This is a genomic window from Streptomyces sp. DH24 (assembly GCF_029813775.1).
Taxonomy (GTDB): Bacteria; Actinomycetota; Actinomycetes; order Streptomycetales; family Streptomycetaceae; genus Streptomyces.
Genome location: NZ_JARVKW010000052.1, coordinates 1 through 25,374, shown reverse-complemented (window position 1 = coordinate 25,374; position 25,374 = coordinate 1). Strand labels below are relative to the sequence as shown.

General features: G+C 72.0%; 17 protein-coding genes. 4 read left to right on the top strand and 13 right to left on the bottom strand.

Going from position 1 to position 25,374, the window contains the following annotated elements; all coding sequences use genetic code 11:
* Positions 1 to 23: 23 nt before the first annotated feature.
* Entirely contained in the window at positions 24 to 1,709 is a 1,686-nt protein-coding gene (locus QC282_RS28665; protein WP_279552489.1) for an extracellular solute-binding protein, read from the bottom strand.
* 357 nt (positions 1,710 to 2,066) lie between these two features.
* Between QC282_RS28665 and QC282_RS28660 the strand changes: the two genes are divergently transcribed.
* A complete protein-coding gene (locus QC282_RS28660) occupies positions 2,067 to 4,898 on the top strand; it encodes a glycoside hydrolase family 3 C-terminal domain-containing protein (RefSeq protein ID WP_279552488.1) in 2,832 nt (943 codons plus the stop codon).
* 79 nt (positions 4,899 to 4,977) lie between these two features.
* On the opposite strand, the gene QC282_RS28655 is transcribed toward QC282_RS28660, so the two are convergent.
* The 3 genes from QC282_RS28655 to QC282_RS28645 all read right to left on the bottom strand — a co-directional run bounded on the left by QC282_RS28655 (position 4,978) and on the right by QC282_RS28645 (position 10,793).
* Positions 4,978 to 6,423, bottom strand: a complete 1,446-nt coding sequence (locus QC282_RS28655; protein ID WP_279552487.1) for an aldehyde dehydrogenase family protein — start codon at positions 6,421 to 6,423, stop codon at positions 4,978 to 4,980.
* Positions 6,424 to 6,560: 137 nt separating this feature from the next.
* Complete coding sequence (locus QC282_RS28650; protein WP_279552486.1) at positions 6,561 to 8,213, bottom strand: PucR family transcriptional regulator; 1,653 nt, start codon at positions 8,211 to 8,213, stop codon at positions 6,561 to 6,563.
* Positions 8,214 to 8,393: 180 nt separating this feature from the next.
* Positions 8,394 to 10,793: an ATP/GTP-binding protein gene (locus tag QC282_RS28645; protein ID WP_279552485.1), complete on the bottom strand. Its 2,400-nt coding sequence runs from the start codon at positions 10,791 to 10,793 to the stop codon at positions 8,394 to 8,396.
* A gap of 262 nt (positions 10,794 to 11,055) precedes the next feature.
* Between QC282_RS28645 and gabT the strand changes: the two genes are divergently transcribed.
* Positions 11,056 to 12,390 (top strand): 4-aminobutyrate--2-oxoglutarate transaminase, encoded by a 1,335-nt coding sequence (gene gabT / locus QC282_RS28640; RefSeq protein ID WP_279552484.1) that lies wholly within the window; start codon positions 11,056 to 11,058, stop codon positions 12,388 to 12,390.
* A 467-nt stretch (positions 12,391 to 12,857) separates the two neighbouring features.
* Here gabT and QC282_RS28635 read toward each other — a convergent pair whose 3' ends face one another.
* A complete protein-coding gene (locus QC282_RS28635) occupies positions 12,858 to 13,919 on the bottom strand; it encodes an N-acetylmuramoyl-L-alanine amidase (protein WP_279552483.1) in 1,062 nt (353 codons plus the stop codon).
* Positions 13,920 to 14,086: 167 nt separating this feature from the next.
* On the opposite strand from QC282_RS28635, the gene QC282_RS28630 reads away from it, so the two are divergent.
* Positions 14,087 to 14,785: a phosphatase PAP2 family protein gene (locus QC282_RS28630; RefSeq protein ID WP_279552505.1), complete on the top strand. Its 699-nt coding sequence runs from the start codon at positions 14,087 to 14,089 to the stop codon at positions 14,783 to 14,785.
* Here QC282_RS28630 and QC282_RS28625 read toward each other — a convergent pair.
* The 8 genes from QC282_RS28625 to QC282_RS28590 all read right to left on the bottom strand — a co-directional run bounded on the left by QC282_RS28625 (position 14,773) and on the right by QC282_RS28590 (position 24,487).
* Positions 14,773 to 16,587, bottom strand: a complete 1,815-nt coding sequence (locus QC282_RS28625; protein WP_336621094.1) for a glycosyl hydrolase family 18 protein — start codon at positions 16,585 to 16,587, stop codon at positions 14,773 to 14,775. The genes QC282_RS28630 and QC282_RS28625 overlap by 13 nt on opposite strands.
* Positions 16,588 to 16,694: 107 nt before the next feature.
* Positions 16,695 to 17,159 carry a hypothetical protein gene (locus tag QC282_RS28620; RefSeq protein ID WP_279552482.1) on the bottom strand — a complete coding sequence of 155 codons (465 nt, stop codon included), beginning with the start codon at positions 17,157 to 17,159 and terminating at the stop codon, positions 16,695 to 16,697.
* Positions 17,160 to 17,278: 119 nt separating this feature from the next.
* The gene (locus QC282_RS28615; protein ID WP_279552481.1) at positions 17,279 to 18,706 is read right to left on the bottom strand and encodes an FAD-dependent oxidoreductase; all 1,428 of its coding nucleotides are present in this window, start codon (positions 18,704 to 18,706) and stop codon (positions 17,279 to 17,281) included.
* A gap of 4 nt (positions 18,707 to 18,710) precedes the next feature.
* The gene (locus tag QC282_RS28610) at positions 18,711 to 19,529 is read right to left on the bottom strand and encodes an ABC transporter permease (protein ID WP_279552480.1); all 819 of its coding nucleotides are present in this window, start codon (positions 19,527 to 19,529) and stop codon (positions 18,711 to 18,713) included.
* Positions 19,530 to 20,453: an ABC transporter permease gene (locus tag QC282_RS28605; RefSeq protein ID WP_279552479.1), complete on the bottom strand. Its 924-nt coding sequence runs from the start codon at positions 20,451 to 20,453 to the stop codon at positions 19,530 to 19,532.
* A complete protein-coding gene (locus tag QC282_RS28600) occupies positions 20,453 to 21,619 on the bottom strand; it encodes an ABC transporter ATP-binding protein (RefSeq protein WP_279552478.1) in 1,167 nt (388 codons plus the stop codon). The genes QC282_RS28605 and QC282_RS28600 overlap by 1 nt, the downstream gene beginning before the upstream one ends.
* Positions 21,620 to 21,623: 4 nt before the next feature.
* Complete coding sequence (locus tag QC282_RS28595; RefSeq protein ID WP_279552477.1) at positions 21,624 to 22,871, bottom strand: spermidine/putrescine ABC transporter substrate-binding protein; 1,248 nt, start codon at positions 22,869 to 22,871, stop codon at positions 21,624 to 21,626.
* 53 nt (positions 22,872 to 22,924) lie between these two features.
* Positions 22,925 to 24,487: a gamma-aminobutyraldehyde dehydrogenase gene (locus QC282_RS28590; protein ID WP_279552476.1), complete on the bottom strand. Its 1,563-nt coding sequence runs from the start codon at positions 24,485 to 24,487 to the stop codon at positions 22,925 to 22,927.
* A gap of 198 nt (positions 24,488 to 24,685) precedes the next feature.
* Between QC282_RS28590 and QC282_RS28585 the strand changes: the two genes are divergently transcribed.
* Positions 24,686 to 25,300 carry an NADAR family protein gene (locus tag QC282_RS28585; protein ID WP_279552475.1) on the top strand — a complete coding sequence of 205 codons (615 nt, stop codon included), beginning with the start codon at positions 24,686 to 24,688 and terminating at the stop codon, positions 25,298 to 25,300.
* Positions 25,301 to 25,374: the final 74 nt, after the last annotated feature.

Below are 25,374 nucleotides of genomic sequence, written 5' to 3'. Positions count from 1 at the left end.
GTTCTCCTTGCCTCGGTGCGGGGTCAGTTGGCGGAGCCGTTCTCGTCGAGGATCTTGCGGTACCAGTCGCGCAGTTCGTCGCCGCCCTTCTTCTTCCAGTCGGAGACGGCCTGCTGCATGTCGCCGATCTTCTTGCGGCCCCGGACGATGTCGTCCTCCAGCTGCTCGAAGTCGTTGGACAGGTTGGCGTACCGGGCGGGTTCGGTGATCTGCATGCCGTAGAAGGAGGACTTCTTCGTGAAGGCGCCCATGCGCTGCTGCCACTCCACCTGGCCCCTGGCGACCTCGGGGAAGTCGGGGTGGGCGATGGTCGGGGCGGGGCTCGCGACCATCACGAACGCGTTCATCACGTCGATGTTGCCCTGGTCGGTCTTGACCGGGACGCCGTCCTCGACCGTGTAGTGGGTGCCCTCGACGCCGTAGTTGGTGAGCATGTACTCCTTGGTGCCGTACGGGGCGGCCGTGACGTTGGCGACGGCGAGCACGTCACGGACGACGGACTCGGAGGCCTTCTTGTTGACGAAGGCGAAGATGCCGGCGGGGTTCTTGGCCCACAGCGTCGGGTCGCCGCCGTCGTGGCCGAAGATGTCCATGCCCCAGATCTCGAACTCGGGGTTCTGGGCGGCCTGTTCGGCGGTGCGGCTCCACCACTGGGAGAGGTCCTGGTTGTAGATCAGGAACTCGCCCTTGGCGAACTTCGGGCCGGGGTCGGTGGCCTGGCTCTTGCCGAGCCTGGCGTCGGGGTGGACGACGCCCGCGGCGAACAGCTTGCGGGTCCACTCCAGCGCCTCCAGGTACTCGTCGGTCTCGATGCGGTATACGAGCTTGCCGTCGACCATGTTCCAGCCGAGGGACTTCTCCTCGCCGGACAGCACCCCGAAGGCGTTGAACGCGGTCCACTTCATGTCGAGGCACGCCCACCGCTTGGCCCGCGCGTTGGTCGCGTCCTTGGCCAGCGCCATGAACTCGTCGGCCGAGGTGGGGACTTCGTAGCCCTCCTGGTCGAAGATGTCCTTGCGGTACAGGGGCGCGATGCCCGTGACGTACGACGACGGCATGGGCAGGCCGCGCAGTTCGCCGCCGAAGATGGAGCGCTGCCAGGCGTCGGTGGGGATCGCCGCGAGGTTCGGGTACTCCTTGACGGCGTCGCCGGACAGGTAGGGGCCGAGGTCGGCGAACTTGCCGATGACGGCGCTGGGGATCTTGCCCGACATGTTCCAGCCGGGGACGACCACGACGTCCGGGATGTCGCTGGAGGCGAGGACCGCGCCGAGCTTCTGGTCGTAGGTGTTGCCGTCATGGTTCTGCCAGCGGACGTCGACGCCGATCAGGTCGTTCATCGCCCGGTAGTAGGCGTTGTCGTTCTTGGGGGGCGAGCCCCAGAACGGCGACATGACGCTGACTTTGCCGCCCTTGCCGAGCTTCTTCGGGACCGACGTCTTCAGGCCCGCCAGGTCCAGCTTGCCGGTGAAGCCGACGGCGGAGCCGTTCTTCGCGGGGATGTCCGGCGTCACCACTCCCGCGGCGACGTAGGCGGGGAGGATCTTCTTCGCGTCCTTGCCGGACGTGGTGCCCTCGCGCGACCCGCTGTCGGAGCCTCCGCAGGCGGCGAGCAGCGGCATGCCTCCGGCCACCGCTGCGGTGGCCACCGCCGTGGAGGCGAGGAAGCTTCTCCGGCTGGTTCCGGTGGAGGCGGCGTTCGGCGTCATTGCGTCAACCCTTCATGGCGCACCAGGACACCCGGCGGTAGTGCCGACGGCTGCGGTGTCTTCAGTGGAACTGGCTGAGCTGAAGCGGCTCTTGAAGGTTCCGCCCGTCCGGCTGCGGACCTACAGTCGAAGCGCTTCGATGTTGCTGCGAGGTTAAGTGAACGCCTGGGGGTGCACAAGAGTCGCTTCCAAGATTCCTGGGACCGGCCGCCGTACGCCCATGGTCTTGCGCCGCTTGAAATAACGGCCGGGAAGCGGACTTGTTGCGTCGAGGTGTCTTGACACCCACCCCGGAACCGAATGAGCATCGAAGCGCTTCGAAAGCGTCGTGCCGTTCCATCGCAAGGGGATCCCCACGTGACCGCACACCCGCCGACCACGCCGCCGTTCCGCGACCGGAGCCTGCCGTTCGCGAAGCGCGTCGACGACCTTCTGCCGCGGCTCGGCCTCGACGAGAAGATCGGCTTCCTGCACCAGTTCGTGCCGGCCGTCGAGCGCCTCGGCATCGCCGCCTTCCGCACCGGCCAGGAGGCCCTGCACGGCGTCGCCTGGATGGGCCCGGCGACGGTGTTCCCGCAGGCGGTGGGCCTCGGCGCGACCTGGAACGAGGACCTGGTCCGCCGGGTCGGCGACGCGGTGTCGAAGGAGACCCGGGCGATGCGCGCCCGGGACGAGCGGGTCGGCCTGAACGTGTGGTCCCCGACCGTGAACCTGCTGCGGCACCCGCTGTGGGGCCGGGGCGAGGAGGGCTACTCGGAGGACCCGAGGCTGACCTCGGCCATCGCCACCGCCTACACGCGCGGGCTGCGCGGCGACCACCCCGTGTACTGGCGCACCGCCCCGGTCCTCAAGCACTGGCTCGCCCACAACAACGAGACGGACCGGGACACCTCGTCCAGCTCGGTCCGCCCGCGCGTGCTGCACGAGTACGACCTGCGCGCCTTCCGGGAGACCGTCGAGGCGGGCGCGGTGGCGGGCGTCATGCCGGCGTACAACCTGGTCAACGGCCGCCCGAACCACGTCTCCCCGTACTTGCGCGAGCACCTGCGCACCTGGACCGAGGAGGAGCTGCTGGTCTGCTCGGACGCGGGCGCGCCCTCCAACCTGGTCGACTCCGAGCACTACTTCGACACCCACGAGGAGGCGACCGCCGCCGCGCTCCGGGCCGGCGTCGACAGCTTCACCGACCACGGCACGGACTCCTCGAAGATCCTCGCGCGGGTCCGCGGCGCCCTGGAGCGGGGCCTGCTGACCGAGGCGGACATCGACGCCGCCGTGCGCCGGCAGCTGTCGGTCCGCTTCCGGCTCGGCGAGTTCGACGGGTACGACGAGCCGGGCGCCTTCGACACCCCGGAGCACCGGGCGCTCGCCCGGGAGGCCGCCGAGCAGGCGATCGTGCTGCTGAGGAACGACGGCGTGCTGCCCCTGTCCCCCGGCACCCGGGTCGCCGTCGTCGGGCTGCTCGCCGACGAGTGCAAGCTCGACTGGTACAGCGGCACGCTGATCCACCGCTCCACACCGCTGGACGGCCTGTACGAGCGGTTCGGCGCGGACCACGTGGAGTTCGCGGAGGGCGTGGACCGCGTCCGGCTGAGGACGTCGTCGGGCACGTACCTGTCCGTGCCGGAGGCCGCGGACGCGCCGCCCGCCGGGGCACGCGGCGCCGAGGGTGCCCTGGACCCCGCCCTGCTCGCGGGCCGCACCGACCTGCCGCCGCTGACCACCGACGCCGAGGGCAGCGAACTCGCCCTGGTCGACTGGGGCGAGGGCGTGCTGACGCTGCGCGCCCCCGACGGCCGCTACCTCTCGGTCGCCGACGACGGCTACCTGCGCGCCTCCGCCGACCAGCCCGGCGGCTGGGTCGTACAGGAGACGTTCCGGCTGGAACCGCACGCGAACGGTCACCTCCTGAGGCACCTGGGAACGGGGGGCCACGTGCAGGTCGCCGCCGACGGCGTGAAGGTTGCCGACACCGACCCCGAGGTGTTCGCACTGGTCGTCGCCGAGCGCGGCGAGGACGCCGTGACCCGGGCCGCGGCGCGGGCCGACGTCGTGGTGGTCGTCGCGGGCAACGACCCGCACATCAACGGCCGCGAGACCGAGGACCGCACGACGCTGCGGCTGCCCGCCCACCAGGAACGGCTGCTGCGCGCGGCCCGCGCCGCGAACCCCCGCACGGTGCTGACGCTGGTCTCCGCCTACCCGTACGCGGTCGACGCGGCGCCCCTGGCGGCGGTGCTGTGGACCGCGCACGGCGGGCAGGCGGCGGGCACCGCCCTGGCCCGGGTGCTGGCCGGCGACACCTCCCCCGCCGGCCGGCTCCCGCAGACCTGGTACGCCGACGACGCCGACCTGCCCGGCCTGCTCGACTACGACGTGATCGGCGGCCGGCAGACCTACCTGTACTTCGAGGGCACCCCGCTGTTCCCGTTCGGGCACGGCCTGTCCTACGCGTCGTTCGCGTACGGCGGCCTCACGGCCCGCGTCGACGAGGACGCGGTGCGGGTGTCGTTCACGGTCACCAACACCGGTGACGTGACGGCCGACGAGGTCGCCCAGCTCTACACGCGGGCCGTCGACCCGTCGGTGCCGCGCCCGCGCCGGGAGCTGGCGGCGCACCGCCGGATCACCCTGGCGCCGGGCGCCACGGCCGATCTCGCCTTCGACGTGCCGCTGTCCGCCTTCGCGTTCTGGGACGTCGCGCACGGCCGGTGGCGGGTGGAGCCGGGCCCGTACGAACTCCTCGTGGGTGCCTCCAGCGAGGACGTCCGGCTGCGGACCACGGTCATGCTCGACGGTGAGCCCGGCGAGCCCCGCCCGGTCGTCGAACGCGGGCTGGCAGCCGCCGACTTCGACGAGCAGAGCGGCACGGAGATCACCGACCGCTCGAGGACGGCGGGCGACGCGGTGACGCCGGTCGGGGGCGGTGACGGGGGTGAACTCCTGTTTCGAGCCTGCGACTTCGGCTCCGGGGTGACGCGGGTGACGGTCGAGGTCGCGGGCGAGGGCAGCGTCGAGGTGTCCCTGGACGGCGGCACCGCGCGGGCGGTCCTGACGCTGGAGACGCCCACGCCGGGCCCGTACGACTACACGACCGTCGGCGCCGGCTTCACCGCCGCCGGGGTGCACGACGTGTCCCTGAGGCTGCGCGGCCCGCTGCGGCTCGCGCACGTCGGCTTCTCCGGCTGAGGGTCCGGACGAGGCCGGCGCACGCCAACGGCCGGAGCCCCCGCACAGACGGGCTCCGGCCGTTGGCTCGCGGGTGCCGTCAGAGAGCGATGCCCGTCAGGACCATCACGCGCTCGTACGTGTAGTCGTCCATCGCGAACCGCACGCCCTCGCGGCCCACGCCGGACTGCTTGACGCCGCCGTACGGCATCTGGTCGGCGCGGTAGGACGGCACGTCGCCGATGACGACGCCGCCGACCTCCAGGGCGCGGTGGGCGCGGAAGGCGGTCCCCAGGTCGTGCGTGAACACGCCCGCCTGGAGGCCGTACTTGGAGTCGTTGACGGCGGCGAAGGCCTCAGCCTCGCCGTCCACCCTCTGCACGGTCAGGACCGGCCCGAAGACCTCCTCGCAGGAGATCGTCACGTCGGCGGGCACCTCGGTGAGGACGGTCGGCGCGTAGGAGGCGCCGTCGCGCTTGCCGCCGGTGAGCAGCTTCGCGCCGGCGGCCACGGCCTCGTCCACCCACGTCTCGACGCGCTTGGCGGCGTCCTCGCTGACCAGCGGGCCGACGTCCGTCCTGTCGTCGGACGGGTCGCCGGTGACCTGGGCCTCGACGGCGGCGACGACGCGCGGCAGCAGCCGGTCGTACACGGAGGCGTCGGCGATCACACGCTGCACGGAGATGCAGGACTGGCCGCCCTGGTAGTTGGAGAAGGTCGCGATGCGGGTCGCGGCCCAGTCCAGGTCCTCGTCGCTGGCCCAGTCGGCCAGTACGACGGCCGCGCCGTTGCCGCCCAGCTCCAGCGTGCAGTGCTTGCGCGGCACCGAGTCCATGATCGCGTAGCCGACCTTCTCGGAGCCGGTGAAGGAGATGACCGGCAGCCGCTCGTCCTGGACCAGCGCGGGCATGGCCTCGTTCGGCACCGGGAGGATGCTCCAGGAACCGGCGGGCAGCTCGGTCTCGGCGAGCAGCTCGCCGATGACCAGGCCGGACAGCGGGGTGGCGGGCGCCGGCTTGAGGATGATCGGCGCGCCGGCGGCGATGGCCGGGGCGATCTTGTGGGCGCACAGGTTCAGCGGGAAGTTGAAGGGCGCGATGCCGAGCACGACACCCTTCGGGAAGCGCCGGGTGAAGGCGAGCCGGCCCTGGCCGCCGAGGTCGGTGTCGAGGCGCTGCGCCTCGCCGCCGTTGAACCGCCGGGCCTCCTCGGCGGCGAACCGGAACACGGAGACCGCGCGCCCGACTTCGCCCCGGGCCCACTTGATCGGCTTGCCGTTCTCGGCGGAGATCAGCCGGGCGATCTCCTCGGTGCGCTCGACGAGCCGCCGGCTGACGTGGTCGAGGGCGGCGGCGCGCACGTGGGCGGGGGTGGCGGCGAACTCGTCCCGTACGGCGTACGCGGCGGCCACGGCCTCCTCGACCTGGGCGCCGGTGGGCACGGAGACCGTGCCGACGACCCGGCCGTCCCACGGGGAGGTGACGTCGAAGGTGTCCTCGCCGGTGACCTGGCGGCCGGCGAGCCAGAAGGCGTGGGTGGAAGTCATAGTCGAGTCCCGGCCCTTCCGCGTTGGGGGTGTGCTGGTGCTGTCGGGTCCACCGTAGGTCCGGGACGGCGGGGGATCGTTTGTCCGAGTCGTAGCAGTGGGCGTTCCCGGTAGGACGGATTGGCGTACGGGGCCGCCTACTCGGTGGACGTGGCCTTCAGGGCGAGCCACAGCTCCATGCGGACGTCCGCGTCGTCGAGCGACCGGCCGAGGATCTCCTCGACGCGCCGCATGCGGTAGCGCAGGGTGTGCCGGTGCACCCCGAGGTCGGCCGCCGCCGCGTCCCACTGGCCGTGCCGGGACAGCCAGGCGCGCAGCGACTTGACGAGGTCGCCGCGGCCGGTCGCGTCGTGCTCGTACAGCGCCCGCAGCAGTCCGTCGGCGAACGCCCGCACCGCGTCGTCGGCGAGCAGCGGCAGCACCGACCCGGCCGCGAGCTGCTCGTGCTCGACCAGGACCCGGCCGCGCCGACGCGCCACCGACAGCGCCTGCTCGGCCTGCTTGTAGGCGGCCGACGCGGCGATGGGGCCGGCCGGTCCCGACATGCCGAGGACGAGTTCGTCCTCGTCGCCGGCCGCGGCCTGCTCCGGCCTGCCCGCCTCCAGCGCGGCGGCGTACTCGCCGCAGGCCGCGACGGCCGCCCCGCCGTCCCCGGCCAGCACCACCAGCCGCTCCCCGTCGGGCACGACGAGCACCGCCTCGCCCGCGCGGGCGGCGGCGGACTCCACGACCTCGGCGAGCGCGCCGAGCGGGTCCCCGCCCGTGTCGGCGGCGGCGAGCGCGGCGGCCGACGGCCTGGCGGGCGCGGGCGGGTGCGGGTCGGGGTGGACCCGCACGGAGGAGACCGACACCGACTCGGCGACGACGACCCGGAAGGGCGCGTCGAGCAGCCCGCCGTACAGGTCGCCGGCGACCGCGCGGGCGTGGTCCGGTTCCCCGGCCAGCAGCATGCGCAGCACGGCGGCGCCGATCCGCTGTTCGGCCGCGTGCAGCGAGCGCGAGCGTTCCGTGGTGAGGGTGAGCAGGGCGATCGCCGAGTGGACGGCGTAGCGCTCGGCGGTGCCGAGGGCGGCGGCCGTGCCGACGGCGAGCGCGGCGCGGGGCCGCCGGCCGGTGCCGAGGGAGTGCAGTTCGACGCGGTCCTCGTGGTCGGGGCCGCCCACGACGGAGGAGGCGGGCGCGGTCCGCTCCCGCAGCCGCCGCACGTCCTCCGTCAGCCGGGCGGCGCGCCGGACGGCCCACTCGGGTGCCGTGGCGACGACGGCCCCGGAGGCGTCGTACAGCGCCGCCCAGCCGTCGACCTGTGCGGCGAGCGCGGCGAGCAGTCCTTCGGGGCCGGAGTTGAGGGCCTGCCGGGTCAGCTCGCGCTGCGCGGCGAAGCCCGCGGTGACGGCCCGGTACTGGTCGGCGGCGATCGCGGCGGACACGGCCTTGCTGATGGCGAGGAAGGGGGTGCGGCGCGGCACCTCCAGCAGCGGCAGCCCTTCCTTTCGTGCCGCCTCGACGAGGGCCCCGGGGATCTCCTCGTAGTTGACGCCGACGGCGAAGCCGAGCCCGACGACGCCCGCCTCGACGAGCCGCTTGACGTAGCGGCGCATCGCCTCCGGGTCCTCCGCGTCGAGTTTCAGCGCGGTGATCAGCAGCAGTTCCCCGCCCTCCATGTAGGGCACGGGGTCGGCGAGCTCGCTGACGTGCGCCCAGCGCACGGGCAGGTCCAGGCGGTCCTCGCCGGCCCGCACGGTCAGCTTCAGCGCGGAGTGGTGGACGAGCGAGGCGAGCGTGGGGGGCATGAGGCCTTCGGATCTCTGGTGTCGAGTACGGAGGTGAGGGGCGACGCTGAGACGGGGAGACGGGGAGATGGGGAGATCTGATGATCATTGTGACCACTTGGCCGTCACGTATGAACGGCCCATGCAGATTCTGCCTCACCGTACGGTCGCACGCGTCCGCACACCCCCCTTTTCCGGCCGTCACCCCCGCAGGTCGACCAGCAGCGGCGGCGCGTGCTCTCCCGTCACGTCGGTCAGCGACAGCACCGCGTGCCCCGGCGGCACCGCGTGCGCCAGCTCGGAGGCGGACCACCGCTCCCGCTCGACCTGCCGCACGGTCACCGCTTCCGTGGTCACGGCCTTGCCGGTGACCATCTTGCGCAGCGCGTGCATGGCGCGGGTCATGGGCTGGTCGGCGAAAACGGTGTGCTGGGCGACCTCCTCCGTCTCGACCCACTCCTTGCCCCACGCCTCGGCGAAGGCCCGCCCGTCCCAGGTCGTGACGCCGGAGAACGCCATGCGGCAGCCCACCGCGCTGAACAGGGGCCCGTGCAGCGGCTCGGGGACGTCCGCGAGGGTCCGCAGGGTGAGGACCACGCCGGCGTTCAGGGAGCGCAGCCGCTGGATACCGCGGATGGTCTCGGTGGTCAGGGCTCCCGCCGCGTCGTCCAGGACCAGGCAGGCGAAGTGTCCGCGCTCGCCGGTCGAGCGGGCCACGGCCGCGAACTGGGCCAGCACGAGCCGCGCCAGCAGCCTCGACGCCTCCTCGTGCCCCCGCTCGGGCAGGTCGACGCGGACGCGCAGCGGGTGGTGGGCCACCGAACGCAGGGAGAAGTGCCGGGCGTCCCCCGCGCCGAAGAACCGCTCGAAGGCGGGACGGTCCAGGAGGGCGAGCCGGTCCGCCAGCGCCGGGCCGGGGTCGGCCGCGGTGCCCGCCTGCCTGATGCGCGCCTCCAGTTCACGGCGCATGGCGGGGTGCGCGACCGCGTCCAGCGCGTCCCGCAGGGCCGACAGCGCGTCCGGGTCTCCTTCGAGGAGCTCGCGCAGCACCGGCACGGCGGGAAAGCGGCCGTGCACGGCCCGGTAGGGGCCCAGCAACTGCGCCAGGGCGGTGGCGGCGCGCCGGCTGTCCACCACGTCCAGGTCTCCGACCAGGCCCTCGGCGAGGAAGGAGGCCGCCTCGTCCGGGTCGGTGGAGTCGGCGTACAGGTCCAGGTCGTGGACGGAGGCGGGGTCGCCGAGCCGGACGACGACGTCGTACGCCCCGTCGGGACCGAGGGGCGCGCCCGCGCCGCCGACCGCCACGACGGCGCAGCGTCCCGTGAGCGCCTGGAGGGCGAGGTTCTCGACGACGGGCCGGACGAGGTGGCGGGTCTTGCCGACGCCGGACGGGCCCACGGCGAGCAGTGAGGTGCCGAGCGTCGACGGGTCGAGGGCGACGCCCGCCCCGTGGCGTTCGAGCGGGTTGGTCCTGGCCGCGGCGCAGGCGCCGATCCGCACCTGGCCGACGAGCAGGTCGTGCCGCGCGGTACGGGCGGGCAGGTCCCGGTCCCCCGAGGGGTGGGTCCAGGCCGCCGCCCCCTTGCGCAGCACGGTCTCGGCGAAGTCGGCCACGCGGGTGGCGTCGCGGCGGGCCCTGGTCCAGGCGTGCCCGACGCGTGCGCAGTCGACGTCGTTCATCCGTCCCGCCAGCACTTCGGCGGAGAGCAGGTCCGCCGCCCGGTGCTGTCCGGCCTCCCTGAGCTGCGGCCACTGGGCCGGGCTGAGCGGCACCGCCGGCCGGGGCCCGTCGGCTGCCTGCGGGGAGCGCGCGCCGAGCCATCCCTTGGCGAGGGTCCACCAGGCGCCGGTCCTCGCGAAGGGCCACAGGACGGCCGCGGTGATCACGGCGTACACGCCGTAGGTGATCACCTGGGACCGGAACACGTCGGCACCGCCCGCGACGAGGCTCACGAGGGAGAGCACGGGTCCGACGACCGGCAGCGGCTCCCAGGGTTCGCCGGGAACGGCCTCCGGCCAGACGAGGCCGAGGACGGCCAGCGCGGCGAGGACCGTCACGGCCGCGCGGCCCCGGGGGGCGAAACGGTCGAGGTAGAAGCGGATCACCCGCGGCCAGCTCCCCAGCCGTCCGGCGCCCCAGAGGAGGAGCACGAAGAACACGCCGTCGTAGAGGATCCGCGCGTGCGTGGCCTGCCAGCTCCGGGGCCACACCGTGTTGGGGTACCACCAGTCGCTCGGTGTCAGCCACTGCAGGGGCACCCACTGGTAGGGCACCGCCCCCCGGTCCCACATCGACCACAGGAACAGTGCCACGGCGACCGTGATCCAGGTGCCCACCACGGCCGTCGGGTCCAGCCGCCGGCTCGTGCCCGGCGGCCTGCGCGGGGTGAAGCCGAACCGCCAGATCCCCGGCCCGGCCTCGGGGCGCGGCTCGTTGAGCCACTCCGCGACGCCGGGCGAGGCGCTGGGCGGGCCCTGCGGCATGGGCGGCACGGGCGGCGCGGGGGGAAGGGCGCCGGACGGCGGCTGCGGGGGCGAGGCCGGGCGCGGTACGCGATCGGCGTGCGTGCCGCGAGCGTCGTGCGTGCCGTCAGTGTCCATCGTGCCTGCCCCCTGGCCAACCGGTCCGTGCCTCGTTCGCGGGTCAATCTAGTGCCCTCGTACGGCGGGTTCGGCGGATACGCGGCCGGGCCCGCGCGGATCAGCCATCGCGTCACCGTGTCCAGGTCACCCGGCCGCTATGTCCACGGCGGACAACCGGGCCTTGCGACAACGCCCACATGGAGCATGCCCACCCTCCCGTCCCGCACCTAGCCTGCGAGAAAAGAAGGCAAGCGTCCGCAATACCCCCCAGGAGCCCCGCATGACCGCACTTCCGCAGGAGCGCCGCGTCGTCACCGCCATCCCCGGCCCGAAGTCGCAGGAGCTGCAGGCCCGCCGCACCGCCGCGGTCGCGCAGGGCGTGGGCTCCGTACTGCCCGTCTTCACCGCGCGCGCGGGCGGCGGGATCATCGAGGACGTCGACGGCAACCGTCTCATCGACTTCGGCTCCGGCATCGCCGTGACGTCGGTCGGCGCCTCCGCCGAGGCCGTCGTCCGCAAGGCGTCCGCGCAGCTCGCCGACTTCACCCACACCTGTTTCATGGTCACGCCGTACGAGGGCTACGTCGCCGTCGCCGAGGCGCTGGCCGAGCTCACGCCGGGTGACCACGCCAAGAAGTCGGCCCTGTTCAACAGCGGTGCCGAGGCCGTCGAGAACGCCGTCAAGATCGCCCGCGCGTACACCAGGCGCCAGGCGGTCGTGGTGTTCGACCACGGCTACCACGGCCGCACCAACCTCACGATGGCGCTGACCGCGAAGAACATGCCGTACAAGCACGGCTTCGGCCCCTTCGCGCCCGAGGTCTACCGCGTCCCGGTCGCCTACGGCTACCGCTGGCCGACCGGTGCGGAGAACGCCGGCCCCGAGGCCGCCGCGCAGGCCATCGACCAGATCACCAAGCAGGTCGGCGCCGAGAACGTCGCCGCGATCATCATCGAGCCGGTGCTCGGCGAGGGCGGCTTCATCGAGCCGGCGAAGGGCTTCCTGCCGGCGATCAGCAAGTTCGCCTCGGACAACGGCATCGTCTTCGTCGCCGACGAGATCCAGTCCGGTTTCTGCCGCACCGGCCAGTGGTTCGCCTGCGAGGACGAGGGCATCGTCCCGGACCTGATCACGACCGCGAAGGGCATCGCCGGCGGTCTGCCGCTGGCCGCCGTGACGGGCCGCGCCGAGATCATGGACGCCGCGCACGCGGGCGGCCTCGGCGGCACCTACGGCGGCAACCCGGTCGCCTGCGCGGGTGCGCTCGGCGCCATCGAGACGATGAAGGAGCTCGACCTCAACGCGAAGGCCAAGCGGATCGAGGAGGTCATGAAGGGCCGTCTGACCGCCATGGCCGAGAAGTTCGACATCATCGGTGACGTCCGCGGCCGCGGCGCGATGATCGCGATCGAGCTGGTCACGGACCGCGCCACGAAGGAGCCGGACGCGGCGGCGACGGCCGCGCTCGCCAAGGCCTGCCACCAGGAGGGCCTGCTGGTGCTGACCTGCGGCACCTACGGCAACGTGCTGCGTTTCCTGCCGCCGCTGGTGATCGGCGAGGACCTGCTGAACGAGGGCCTGGACATCATCGAGCAGGCGTTCGCGCGCATCTGAGCGAGGCCGCTCGCACCGGTGAGGTCGCTGCTGCAGAGCGTGTGAAGAAGGTGTGCGAGGTGGATGGCAGGACCCGGTTCCTCCTGTCGCGCGCGAATCCGCTGTCGTAGGTTCTACGCAGTTGAGAGATACACCCCCGCCCACAGGGGACTGTGGGTGACATCAGGCCGTGGCCTCCCCAGCTTCGACCTGGTCGTGCCTCGCGCACACCGAAGTCTCGGCTTCGGATCTCCTCACCGATCGGACGGTCGCCCGCCCCAAACCCCCCGGGGCGCGCGACGTTCCGATCAGAACGGCCGACACGGACGTTCTCCGAAGGGCCGGCACACACCCCCCCCTTGTGCCGGCCCTTCGGCCGTTTCATCTCCCCGCTGCCGCCGCCGTCGCACACGACGGCGCACGGCACCCTTCCGGGCGCCGTGCGGGCGAGCCGTCGTCCTCGGACGGTCGTCGTCCCCAGCCGGGTGTCAGCCTTCCTTCCACAGCAGCACGGTCAGGACGGCGCTGGAGATCCTCACCGGTCTGTCCGCCTGGTTCAGCAGCCGTACCCGCATGCCGCGGCCGGACCGCAGGCGCTTGGTGAGGGGAATCGTCGCGAACGCGTCGCCCGCGGTGCCGATGATCTCGTGGATGGAGTGGTCCGCGCGGTGCTCGGAGCCCTCGTACTCGCTCATCCGCGCCTGGACCACCGCGCCGACGGGCAGCCCGTCTATGCGCAGGCTGACGGAGCCGGTGAACCGGGCCGGGCCGCGCGCCCACACGGCCCCGTCCGTGGCGTGGTGACCCGGCTCGTCGGTCCACTCCTTGGTGAACTCGATGCTGTTCCAGGCGCCGGGGTTGAGCGTGTAGGCCTCGGCGAGGCCGAGGTTGACGTACTGGGGCACGGGGTCCTCTCCTTCCCACTGGCCCGCCGGGAGCGCCAGGCAGTCGGCGAGGTCGCGGCGGAAGTCCTGCATGTCGAAGCCCCTGGGGTCGGACTTCCAGTCGGACCACTCCAGGTGGCCGATCGCCGACTTCGGGCCCCAGCCGTGCGCACGGCAGATGCCCGCCGTGGCCCTGACCATGGCGATGTACTGGGCGGGCGGCCAGGGGTCCTTGCCGTCGCCGAGGTTCTCGCACTCGAAGCCGTAGAAGCGGGCGTTGCCGTCGACGGCTCCGGACGAGCCCTGGTGTTCGTTCGTGCGGGGCGGATAGTCGCCGTACGACTCGTTGATCACGGCCCTGAGGACGTCCGGGTCGCCGCCGCCCGCGTGGTTGGCGCGGCCGTTGCCCACCAGGTGGACGGTGCCGTCCTTGGTGATGCAGCCGGTCGAGAGCGGACCCGGCAGTTCGCTGTGGCCGTGGTAGATGAGGCTCACGACGTCGGTCTTGGGTCCGGTCACGGTGTGGTGGATCATCACGCCGTTGACGGGACCCCAGGCGCCCACGTGGTTGCGGTTGTTGGTGCGCCAGTCGCCGACCTCCCGCACGGTGCAGCCCTCCTCGCGCAGCGCGGCGACCAGCCGGCTCGCGGTGAGCGGTTCGGCCATGCGCAGTCCTCCGGTTCGCTGGGGGGCCCGCTCCGGTCGGCGTCGGCGGGCCCTGACGGTTGCCTCGGCTGGATCATTCCGCCTGCCGTGTCGCGCTACACCGGGTTGGGCGAATTGATCGGTCCTGTCAGGCTGTGGACGTGTCCCGCCTGTTGCTGCCGTTCCTCATGCCCCTCTGGTTGCCCGCCGTGTTCTTCGGCCTGATCACCTGGCAGGTCGTCGCCGACGGTCCACTGCTGGACGCCGACGCGCGCGTGAGCCGGGCTCTCGTCCACCCGGACCGGGGCTCCGAACTCCTCGCCGATCTGGGCAACATCGAGGTCGCGCTGCCGGTCCTGCTCGCCGTCCTGGGGTACGTGGCTCTGCGGCGGCGGGCGGCCGGCGCCGCCCGCTGGTGGCTGCCGCCCGCCCTGGCCGCCCTGTTGATGGCGGCCGTGCCGCTGCTGGTCGTGCCGGCGAAAGAACTGACGGACCGTCCGGGGACGCCCGTGCATCCGGGCTCCGGCTTCTTCCCCTCCGGGCACACGGCGACGGCCGCGGTCGCCTACGGGACCGCGGCCGTGCTCCTGCTGCCGCTGCTGCGCACCGCCCACGCGCGCCGCGCGCTGGTCGGAGCCTGTGCCGTCGTGAACGCCGGTGTGGGCTTCGGCCTGGTGCGGCGCGGCTACCACTGGCCGCTGGACGTGGTGGCCAGTTGGTGCCTGGGCGCGGTGCTGCTGACGCTGTTCGTGCTTCTCCTGCGCCGGTCGGCGCCCCCTTCGGCACCGCCCGAAGCGCCGCCCGAAGCGCCGTCCGGGGCGCCGCCCGAAGCGCCGTCCGGGGCGCCGTCCGGAACGCCGTCCGGGGCGGCCCCTCAGCCGAAGTAGCCGTCGAACGTCCGCTGGAACTCCCAGCCGCCGAACCGGTCCCAGTTGATCGACCACGTCATCAGGCCGCGCAGCGCGGGCCACGTGCCGTGGGTCGCGTACGCACCGCAGTTGGTCTTCTTGGTCAGGCAGTCCAGGGTCTTGGTGACCTCGGCGGGCGGTACGTGTCCGTTGCCCGCGTTGGCGGTGGCCGGCATGCCGATGGCGACCTGGTCGGGGCGCAGCGGCGGGAAGACGTTGTTCGCGTCGCCCGCGACCGGGAAGCCGGTGAGCAGCATGTCGGTCATGGCGATGTGGAAGTCGGCGCCGCCCATGGAGTGGTACTGGTTGTCCAGGCCCATGACCGGGCCGGAGTTGTAGTCCTGGACGTGCAGCAGGGTGAGGTCGTCGCGCAGGGCGTGGATGACCGGGAGGTAGGCGCCGGCGCGCGGGTCCTGGCCGCCCCATTTGCCGGTGCCGTAGTACTGGTAGCCGAGTTGGACGAAGAAGGTCTCCGGGGCCATCGTCAGGACGAAGTCGTCGCCGTACTTGGCCTTGAGGGTCTTCAGCGCCTGGACGAGGTGGACGATCACGGGGGTCTTCGGGTTCTTGAAGTCCGTGTCGTCGGCGTTCAGCGAGAGCGAGTGGCCCTCGAAGTCGATGTCGAGGCCGTCGAGTCCGTACTCGTCGATGATCTTCGAGACGGAGCTGACGAAGGTGTCGCGGGCGGCCGTGGTGGTCAGCCGGACCTGGCCGTTCTGGCCGCCGATGGAGATCAGCACCTTCTTGCCCGCGGCCTGCTTGGCCTTGACGGCGGCCTTGAAGTCGGCGTCGCTCTCCACGTTCGGGCACTGGGCCGCCGGGCAGCGGTCGAAGCGGATGTCGCCCGACTCGACCGAGGTGGGCTCGCCGAAGGCCAGGTCGATGACGTCCCAGCTGTCGGGGACGTCGGCCAGGCGCGTGTAGCCGGAGCCGTTGGCGAAGCTCGCGTGGAGGTAGCCGACCAGGGCGTGCGGCGGCAGGTCGGCGGAGCCGCCGCCGGTGCCGGACGCGGTGGTCGCGGTCACGGTGGCCGACTTCGCGGACTCGCCGGCGTCGTTCACGGCGGCGACCTGGAAGGCGTAGGCGGTGTCGGGGGTGAGGCCCGTGACGGTGACGGACGTGCCGGTGGCCGTGCGGACCCTCGTGCCGTCGCGGTAGACGGCGTAGCCGGTGGCGCCGGCGACCGGGGACCAGGACAGGGCGACGCTGGTGGAGGTGACGCTGCCGGTCCTGAGGCCGGTCGGCGGGGCGGGCGGCACGCCGGTGTCCGCGCCGGGTCCGGTGAGGGAGACGTCGTCGGCGAGGTAGGCGCCGGTGCCGTACCAGCCGTGGGTGTGGAGGGTGACGCGGGTGGTCGTGGGGCCGGTGCGGAAGGTCGTGGTGAGCTGTTGCCAGTCGAGGGCGGACTGGGTCCAGGCGGAGACGTCGGTGGTGCCGGTGCCGGTCGCGCCGAGGTACACGTAGGAGCCGCGGACGTGGCCCGACAGCGTGTACTGGCTGTCCGGTCGCACGGTCACGGTCTGGGTGCAGCGGGCGTTGTCGCTGCCGGACGGGGTGGCACGGAGCGCCGAAGCGCCGCTGCGCACGGGGCTTTTCACGGTCGTCGCCGAGGTGCAGGTCCAGCCGTCGAGGCCCGCTTCGAAGCCGCCGTTGCGTACCAGGTCCGCGTCGGCCGCACGGGCGGCCGACGAGATTCCGGACGCGGCCAGGGCCGCGGTGACGAGCACGGCGAGCAGGCCGTGCCGTGCGAGTGACGGTCTCGTCCGTCCGAACGGTCCGATCAGGCTGACGCGGTCCACAAGGGCCTCCGGAGTCGGGGGAGTTGGAGGGGTGGAACGCGCCCAACTTGGTCCAGACCAATTCGGTTGTCAAGACCTCTGGTGGGTCGTTACACGCCTTCCCCCTCCCCCGTGGCCCGGCCCGCCGCCGCCTCGTGCATCGCCAGCTCCAGCAGCCCCGGGTCGGTGAGGGTGCCGGAGCCGTCCGGCTGGACCAGCCAGCGGACCTGCCCGGTCGTCGCCCGGCCCGGGAACGGCACGACGATCCAGGTGCCGAGCCCGGCCGTGCGCACGCCCGTGCCGAGCCAGCGGTCCGCGGTGCCCGGCGGCACGAAGAACCCCGTGCGGGCGTCCCCGAAGTCGGCGAGCACCGGACCCGGCCGGCGCAGGACCCGGGTGAGCACGTCGAGCGTCGGACAGCCGAGGTCGGCCGGCAGGATCAGGACGTCCCAGGCCTTCCCGGCCGGCAGCAGCGTCACGCCGTGCGGGCTGCGTTCCCATTCCCAGCGGCAGGCGTCGGGGTCCGGTGCGACGGACACCAGCCATTCGACAGCGGACTTGGTCGTCCCCGCCATGACGAAACCTTCCTCTCTCTCGTGAACGCCGATCGCGTCCACGAGGGAGAGGGCCGCTCCGGGGGATCATTACGCGGGTTTCGGGCCCCAGTTGAGTGACCCGTGTCTCACTGTCCCGGTCAGCTGTCGAAACCCAGCCCGAGCCGGTCCATCGTCCGCAGCCACAGGTTGCGCCGCCCGCCGTGCGCGTCGGCGCGGGCCAGCGACCACTTGGTGAGCGCGATCCCGGTCCAGGCGAAGGGCTCCGGCGGGAACGGCAGCGGTTTCCTGCGCACCATCTCCAGCTCGGTGCGCTCCGTGCGCTCCCCGGCCAGCAGGTCGAGCATCACCTCGGCACCGAACCGGGTCGCGCCCACACCGAGCCCCGTGTACCCCGCGGCGTACGCCACCTTGCCCTGGTGGGCGGTGCCGAAGAAGGCCGAGAAGCGCGAGCAGGTGTCGATGGCGCCGCCCCACGCGTGTGTGAAGCGGACGCCCTCCAGCTGCGGGAAGCAGGTGAAGAAGTGCCCGGCGAGCTTCGCGTACGTCTCGGGCCGGTCGTCGTACTCGGCGCGCACCCGGCCGCCGTACGGGTAGATCGCGTCGTAGCCGCCCCACAGGACGCGGTTGTCGGCGGACAGCCGGAAGTAGTGGAACTGGTTCGCCGAGTCCCCGAGGCCCTGCCGGTTCTTCCAGCCGACGGCGGCGAGTTGCTCGGCGGTGAGCGGTTCCGTCATCAGCGCGTAGTCGTAGACCGGCACGGTGTACGCGCGCACCCGCCTCACCAGGCTCGGGAAGACGTTCGTACCGAGCGCCACCCGGCGGGCCCGGATCTGCCCGTAGGGGGTGCGTACGGCCATGCCGGCGCCGTACGGCTGCAGCGTGAGGGCGGGCGTGTGCTCGTACATCCGCACGCCGAGGTCCAGGCAGGCCCGCTTCAGGCCCCACGCGAGCCTGGCCGGATTCAGCATGGCCACGCCGCGGCGGTCCCACAGACCGGCCAGGAAGGTGGGTGAGGCGACCTGTTCGCGCACCGCTTCGGCGTCGAGGAAGTCGACGCCGTCGGCCAGTCCCTCGCGTTCCCTCCGCGTGTACCAGTCGCGCAGTTCGCGTGCCTGGTGGGGTTCGGTCGCGACGTCGATCTCGCCGGTGCGCTCGAAGTCGCAGTCGATGCCGTGCCGGGCTAGGGCCCGCTCGATGGCGTCCAGGTTGCGGGCGCCGAGTTCCTCCAGCTTGTGGATCTCGTCCGGCCAGCGGGTGAGGCCGTTGGGCAGGCCGTGCGTGAGGGAGGCGGCGCAGAAGCCGCCGTTGCGGCCGGAGGCGGCCCAGCCCGCCTCACGGCCTTCGACCAGGACCACGTCGCGCCGCGGATCGCGCTCCTTGGCGATGAGCGCGGACCACAGTCCGCTGTAGCCGCCGCCGACGACGAGCAGGTCGCAGGTCTCGGCGCCGGTGAGGGCGGGTTCGGGGCGGGGCCTGCCGGGGTCGTCCAGCCAGTACGGGACGGGCTGGGCCTCGGAGAGGGATTTCGTCCAGTCGTTTCTGCGACTCATGGCGCTCGGGGCCATGATTTCAACTCCCTACAGGACTTTGTGCCTTCTGTTTCTTGCGGCGGTTTCCGGCAGCCATGGACATGAGCACGAGCAGCACCGCGACGACGAACATGGCCGTGCCGACGACATTGATCTGGACCGGTGTGCCGCGCTGCGCCGAGCCCCAGACGAACATGGGGAACGTGACGGTCGAACCGGCGTTGAAATTCGTGATGATGAAGTCGTCGAAGGACAGCGCGAAGGCGAGCAGCGCGCCCGCCGCGATTCCCGGCGCGGCGATCGGCAGGGTGACCCTCAGGAATGTCTGGAAGGGCCCCGCGTAGAGGTCCTGCGCGGCCTGTTCCAGCTTCGGGTCCATCGACATCACGCGCGCCTTGACGGCCGTGACGACGAAGCTCAGGCAGAACATGACGTGGGCGATCAGGACCGTCCAGAAGCCCAGTTCGGCGCCCATGTTGAGGAACAGGGTGAGCAGCGAGGCCGCCATGACGACCTCGGGCATCGCCATCGGCAGGAAGATCAGCGAGTTCACCGCGCCGCGCGCCCGGAAGCGGTAGCGGACCAGCGCGAAGGCGATCAGCGTGCCGAGCAGGGTGGCGCCGAGCGTCGCCCAGAGGGCTATCTGGAGGCTGAGCGCGAGCGAGCCGCACAGGTCGGAGACGCCGCACGGGTCCCGCCAGGCGTCCGTGGAGAACTGCCGCCACTCGTAGTTGAAGCGGCCGCTCGGCTTGTTGAAGGAGAACACCGTCACGACGATGTTCGGCAGCAGGAGATACGCGAGCGTCAGCAGTCCCGCGATGACGACGAGACGGCGCTTGAGCCAGTTGACGAAGGCCATTTAAACCAGATCCTCCGTGCCGGACTTGCGGATGTAGAGCGTGACCATGACCAAAATCGCGGCCATCAGGATGAAGGAGAGCGCGGCGGCCGTCGGATAGTCGAGCACCCGCAGGAACTGGGTCTGGATGACGTTGCCGACCATTCTCGTGTCGGTCGACCCGAGCAGGTCCGCGTTGACGTAGTCGCCGGAGGCCGGGATGAACGTCAGCAGCGTGCCCGACACCACGCCCGGCATGGACAGCGGGAAGGTGACCTTCCGGAAGACCGTCGAGGGCCTGGCGTACAGGTCGCCGGCCGCCTCGTGCAGCCGCGGGTCGATGCGCTCCAGGGAGGTGTACAGCGGCAGGATCATGAACGGCAGGAAGTTGTACGTCAGACCGCACACCACCGCCAGCGGCGTGGCCAGCACCCGGTCGCCGGACGTCCAGCCGAGCCAGCTCGTGACGTCCAGGACGTGCAGCGCGTCCAGGGCGCCCACGACGGGCCCGCCGTCGGCGAGGATCGTCTTCCAGGCCAGCGTGCGGATCAGGAAGCTGGTGAAGAACGGCGCGATCACCAGAATCATGATCAGGTTGCGCCAGCGGCCCGCGCGGAACGCGATGAGGTACGCGAGCGGATAGCCCAGCAGCAGACACAGCACGGTCGCGGCGGCGGCGTAGGCGACCGACCGCACGAACTGCGGCCAGTACTCGGCGAGCGCGTCCCAGTACGTCGCGAAGTGCCAGGTGACCTTGTAGCCCTCCTCCAGGGAGCCCGTCTGCACGGACGTGGAGGCCTGGTAGACCAACGGCAGCGCGAAGAACACCAGCAGCCACAGGATGCCGGGCAGCAGCAGGAGGTACGGCGTCCAGCGGCCCCGCCTGCGCGGGGGTTTGCGCTCGGGCGCGGGCGCCAGGGGCGGCGCTTCGGTGACGGTCGCCATCAGGCCGCGTCCTCCTTGCCCGGCTCCACCGTCTCCACACCGGCGTCGATGGCCTGCGCCGCGTCGAGGCCGAAGGTGTGTGCCGGGTTCCAGTGCAGGACGACCTCGGCGCCGGGCACCAGACGCGGGTCCCGGTCGATGTTCTGGGCGTACACCTCGAAGTCGGGGCAGACCGGGCTGTCGACGACGTACTGCGTGGAGACGCCGATGAAGCTGGAGTCGGCGATGCGGCCGGTGATGCGGTTGCGGCCCTCGGGGATCTCGCCCGCGTCGTCGGCGTGCGTGAGCGAGATCTTCTCCGGGCGGACGCCGACCAGCACCTTGCCGCCGGTGGAGGCGGGCGCGGAGCAGCGCGCCCCGGGCAGCACCAGCTTGCCGCCGCCCGCCTTCAGCACGATCTCGTCGCCGCCGCGGGTGTCGACCTCGGCCTCGATGAAGTTGGAGGTGCCGAGGAAGTTCGCGACGAACGTGGTCCGCGGGTTCTCGTACAGGTCGGCGGGCGAGCCGAGCTGTTCGACGCGGCCCGCGTTCATCACGGCGACCGTGTCGGCCATGGTCATGGCCTCCTCCTGGTCGTGCGTGACGTGGACGAAGGTGATGCCGACCTCGGTCTGGATGCGCTTGAGCTCCAGCTGCATCTGGCGGCGCAGCTTCAGGTCGAGGGCGCCGAGCGGCTCGTCGAGCAGCAGCACCCTGGGGTGGTTGATCAGGGCGCGGGCCACGGCGACGCGCTGCTGCTGGCCGCCGGAGAGCTGGTGCGGCTTCTTGCGGGCCTGCTCGCCGAGCTGGACGAGCTCCAGCATCTCCTCGACCTGCTTCTTCACGCTTCTGATGCCGCGCCGGCGCAGGCCGAAGGCGACGTTCTCGAAGATGTCGAGGTGCGGGAAGAGGGCGTAGGACTGGAACACCGTGTTCACCGGCCGCTTGTACGGGGGCAGCCGGGTGACGTCCTGGTCGCCGAGGTGGACGGTGCCCGAGGTGGGCTCCTCCAGGCCGGCGATCATGCGCAGGGTGGTGGTCTTGCCGCAGCCGGACGCGCCGAGCAGGGCGAAGAAGGAGCCCTGCGGCACGGTCAGGTCGAGCGGGTGCACGGCGGTGAACGAGCCGTAGGTCTTGCCGATCCCGGTGAGGCGGACGTCGCCGCCGTTGGTGGTCGTCGTCTTCATCTCGTCACGCCCCAGTGAGCTTCGCGAACTTGGCTTCGTATGCCGTCTCTTCCTTCGAGCTCAGCGAGCGGAAGGCACGGGACTTGGCCTGCATGGTCTTGTCGGGGAGGATCAGCGGGTTGTTCGCCGCGTCCTCGTCGATCTTCGCGAGCTCGTCCCGCACGCCGTCGACGGGACACACGTAGTTGATGTACGCGGCGAGTTGGGCGGCGGCCCGCGGCTCGAAGTAGTAGTCGATGAGCCGTTCGGCGTTCGTCTTGTGACGGGCCTTGTTGGGGACCAGCAGGTTGTCGCTGGAGGTCAGGTAGCCGCTGTCCGGGATGAGGAAGTCGACGTCCGGGCTGTCCGCCTTGAGCTGCACGACGTCGCCGGCCCAGGCGAGACAGGCCGCGAAGTCGCCCTTGGTGAGGTCGGAGGTGTAGTCGTTGCCGGTGAAGCGGCGGATCTGGCCCCGGTCGACGGCCTTCTGCAGGCGGGCGATCGCCGCGTCGTAGTCGTCGTCGGTGAACTTCCCCGGGTCCTTGCCCATGTCGAGCAGGGTCATGCCGACGGTGTCGCGCATCTCGGTGAGGAAGCCGACGCGGCCCTTGAGCTTCGGGTGGTCGAGCAGGTCGGAGACGGACGTCACCTCGACGCCGTCGAGCGCCTTCCTGTTGTAGGCGATGACCGTGGAAATGCCCTGCCAGGGGTAGGAGTAGGCGCGCCCCGGGTCCCAGTCGGGGGTGCGGAACTGCGACGACAGGTTCGCGAAGGCGTGCGGCAGGTTCGACGGGTCGAGTTTCTGGACCCACCCGAGGCGGATGAGGCGGGCGGCCAGCCAGTCGGTCACGCAGATGAGGTCGCGGCCGGTCTCCTGGCCCGCGGCGAGCTGCGGCTTGATCTTGCCGAAGAACTCGTTGTTGTCGTTGATGTCCTCGGTGTACCTGACCTTGATGCCGGTGCGCGCGGTGAACGCGTCGAGGGTCGGATGGCGTTTGCCGGAGTCGTCGACGTCCATGTACTCGGTCCAGTTGGAGAAGCTCACCGTCTTCTCCTTCGCCGAGTGGTCCTCCGCCGAGACCCCGCCCCGGGTCTTGCCGGCCGCGGGGATGCCGCAGCCGCTCAGCGCGCCGAGTCCGCCGACCGCGAGCGCGCCGCCCGCGGAGGCGCGGAGAAGCGAGCGCCGGGTGAGGGCGGCCCGGCCGTTTCGGAAACTGCGCCGCAGGGCGGCCACTTGGGCCGCTGACAGGCGGTCGGGCTCGTACTGCTCCATGCGCGTGGTGCCCTTTCGGGAGGTCGGTCGGCCGTGGTCGGGCGGCCTGGTGGTCAGCGGTCCCCGAAGACGGTGCGGTGCCAGTCCTTGCGGACCACCGCCGTGTTGTCGAACATGACGTGCTTGATCTGCGTGTACTCCTCGAAGGAGTACGCGGACATGTCCTTGCCGAAGCCGGACGCCTTGTAGCCGCCGTGCGGCATCTCGCTGATGATCGGGATGTGGTCGTTGACCCACACACAGCCCGCCTTGATCTCGCGGGTGGCGCGGTTCGCCCGGTAGACGTCCCGGCTCCAGGCGGAGGCCGCGAGTCCGTACGGGGTGTCGTTGGCGAGCGCGATCCCCTCGTCGTCGCTGTCGAAGGGCAGCACGACGAGGACGGGCCCGAAGATCTCGGACTGCACGATCTCGCTGTCCTGGGCCGCGTCGGCGATCAGCGTGGGCCGGTAGTAGGCACCGTCCTTCAGCTCCCCCTGCGGTGCCTCGCCACCGGTCACCACGCGCGCGTGGGCGCGCGCCCGCTCGACGAAGGAGGCGACGCGGTCGCGCTGGGCGTGCGAGATCAGCGGACCGAGGTCGGTGCCGGCCGCGAAGGGGTCCCCGAGCCGGACGGTCTCCATGAGCGCGGCCGTGCGCTCCACGAAGGCCTCGTACAGCGGCCGTTGCACGTACGCGCGCGTGGCGGCCGTGCAGTCCTGCCCGCTGTTGATGAGCGCGCCGGCGACGGCGCCGTTGGCGGCGGCCTCCAGGTCGGCGTCGTCGAAGACCACGAAGGGTGCCTTGCCGCCGAGTTCCAGGTGGATGCGCTTGACGGTGGCGGTGGCCAGCTCGGCGACGCGCCTGCCGACGGGGGTGGAGCCGGTGAAGGACGTCATCGCCACGCCGGGATGCGCGACGAGGTGCTCACCGGCCTCCTGGCCCGTGCCGGTGACGATGTTGACGACACCGTCCGGGACGCCGGCGTCGGTGGCGGCCTGCGCGAACAGCAGCGAGGTCAGCGGGGTGAGCTCGGCGGGCTTCAGGACGACGGTGTTGCCCGCGGCGATCGCCGGGAGGATCTTCCAGGCGGCCATCTGGAGCGGGTAGTTCCACGGGGCGACGGAACCGACGACGCCGATGGGCTCGCGCCGGACGTACGAGGTGTGGTCGCCGGAGTACTCACCGGCGGACTGCCCCTGCAGATGCCGGGCGGCCCCCGCGAAGAACGCGATGTTGTCGATGGTGCCCGGCACGTCGAACTCGCGGGTCAGCTTCAGCGGCTTGCCGCACTGGAGGGCCTCGGCGCGGGCGAAGTCCTCGGCGCGCTCGGCGACGACGGCGGCGAAACGGTGCAGCGCGTCGGACCGCTCGCCGGGGGTCGCGCCGGCCCACCCCGGGAAGGCCGCGCGGGCCGCCGCCACGGCGGCGTCGACGTCGTCGGTGCCGGCGAGTTCGTAGCGGTACACGGCCGCGCCGCTCGCCGGATCGACGACCGCGTGCGTGCGGCCGGACGTGCCCCGCGCGAGCCGGCCGCCGATGTACTGCGCCCCGACCGCGAAGCGTTCCCGCGCCGGGAACCGGTCCGCGGTGGCGGCGGCTTCCGAGGTGTCCGGGGTGGCATTGCCCGGGTTGTACATGTCGCTCTCCCCTGGTCCCCGAGAGGGGCCGACGTGGCTCCGGCTCGATTTGAGTGCCGATCCTGACAGAGCAATGGCACTCCAACAAGTGATTCCGTTGTTGCCTTTTGGTTACGCGACGGAATCTGTCGACCCGGTGTCGAGTGGCGACGGAAAGGACCGGACGTGTTGTCAGTGGTTCCTGCCAGACTCGCGTGCATGGCGGAACCGACAGGGACGATCACTTCCCGGGAGACCCTGATCAGACAGGCGCGTGCGGGGGCGCGGATCAAGTATCTGCACTTCTGGGGTCACCGGCCACGCCCGGACGGCCGGGTCGGCCCTAGCTGCCTGAGCCAGTGGTGGCCGTCGCCGTTCACGGTGGACGGCGTGACGTACGGGACGGCCGAGCACTGGATGATGGCCGGCAAGGCTCGCCTGTTCGGCGACGCGGAGGCACAGCGGCGCGTGCTGGCGGCACAGCACCCGGCGGAGGCGAAGAAGGCCGGCCGCCTGGTCCGCGACTTCGACGAGGCGACGTGGGAGCGCGAGCGGTTCGGCCTGGTGGTCGAGGGCAGCGTCCACAAGTTCACGGCCCACGCCGACCTGCGCGCGTTCCTCCTGAGCACGGGGGACCGGGTCCTGGTGGAGGCGAGCCCGGTGGACCGCGTGTGGGGCATCGGCCTGGCGGCGGACGACGAGGCGGCGACGGACCCGGAGCGCTGGAAGGGCCCGAACCTCCTGGGCTTCGCACTGATGGAGGCACGGACCCGGCTGAGAGAGGCCGAGCCACTCGGCCCGTCGGCGCGTGCAGTCGGCCCGTCGGGCGTGTGACACCGGCCCACCGGCGCTCCCGCCCGGCCCGTCCGGCGGTCGTCTGCGGCGCGTCCGGCGGTCCCACCCGCCCC

Excerpts from the sequence above, each read along its gene's own strand:
- QC282_RS28585 (WP_279552475.1), top strand. The coding sequence starts at position 24,686 with ATGGCGGAACCGACAGGGACGATCACTTCCCGGGAGACCCTGATCAGA.
- QC282_RS28630 (WP_279552505.1), top strand. The coding sequence starts at position 14,087 with ATGCCCCTCTGGTTGCCCGCCGTGTTCTTCGGCCTGATCACCTGGCAG.
- QC282_RS28650 (WP_279552486.1), bottom strand. The coding sequence starts at position 8,213 with ATGCCCCCCACGCTCGCCTCGCTCGTCCACCACTCCGCGCTGAAGCTG.
- QC282_RS28645 (WP_279552485.1), bottom strand. The coding sequence starts at position 10,793 with ATGGACACTGACGGCACGCACGACGCTCGCGGCACGCACGCCGATCGC.
- QC282_RS28600 (WP_279552478.1), bottom strand. The coding sequence starts at position 21,619 with ATGAAGACGACGACCACCAACGGCGGCGACGTCCGCCTCACCGGGATC.
- QC282_RS28605 (WP_279552479.1), bottom strand. The coding sequence starts at position 20,453 with ATGGCGACCGTCACCGAAGCGCCGCCCCTGGCGCCCGCGCCCGAGCGC.
- QC282_RS28620 (WP_279552482.1), bottom strand. The coding sequence starts at position 17,159 with ATGGCGGGGACGACCAAGTCCGCTGTCGAATGGCTGGTGTCCGTCGCA.
- gabT (WP_279552484.1), top strand. The coding sequence starts at position 11,056 with ATGACCGCACTTCCGCAGGAGCGCCGCGTCGTCACCGCCATCCCCGGC.
- QC282_RS28590 (WP_279552476.1), bottom strand. The coding sequence starts at position 24,487 with ATGTACAACCCGGGCAATGCCACCCCGGACACCTCGGAAGCCGCCGCC.
- QC282_RS28615 (WP_279552481.1), bottom strand. The coding sequence starts at position 18,706 with ATGGCCCCGAGCGCCATGAGTCGCAGAAACGACTGGACGAAATCCCTC.
- QC282_RS28655 (WP_279552487.1), bottom strand. The coding sequence starts at position 6,423 with ATGACTTCCACCCACGCCTTCTGGCTCGCCGGCCGCCAGGTCACCGGC.
- QC282_RS28665 (WP_279552489.1), bottom strand. The coding sequence starts at position 1,709 with ATGACGCCGAACGCCGCCTCCACCGGAACCAGCCGGAGAAGCTTCCTC.
- QC282_RS28595 (WP_279552477.1), bottom strand. The coding sequence starts at position 22,871 with ATGGAGCAGTACGAGCCCGACCGCCTGTCAGCGGCCCAAGTGGCCGCC.
- QC282_RS28610 (WP_279552480.1), bottom strand. The coding sequence starts at position 19,529 with ATGGCCTTCGTCAACTGGCTCAAGCGCCGTCTCGTCGTCATCGCGGGA.
- QC282_RS28635 (WP_279552483.1), bottom strand. The coding sequence starts at position 13,919 with ATGGCCGAACCGCTCACCGCGAGCCGGCTGGTCGCCGCGCTGCGCGAG.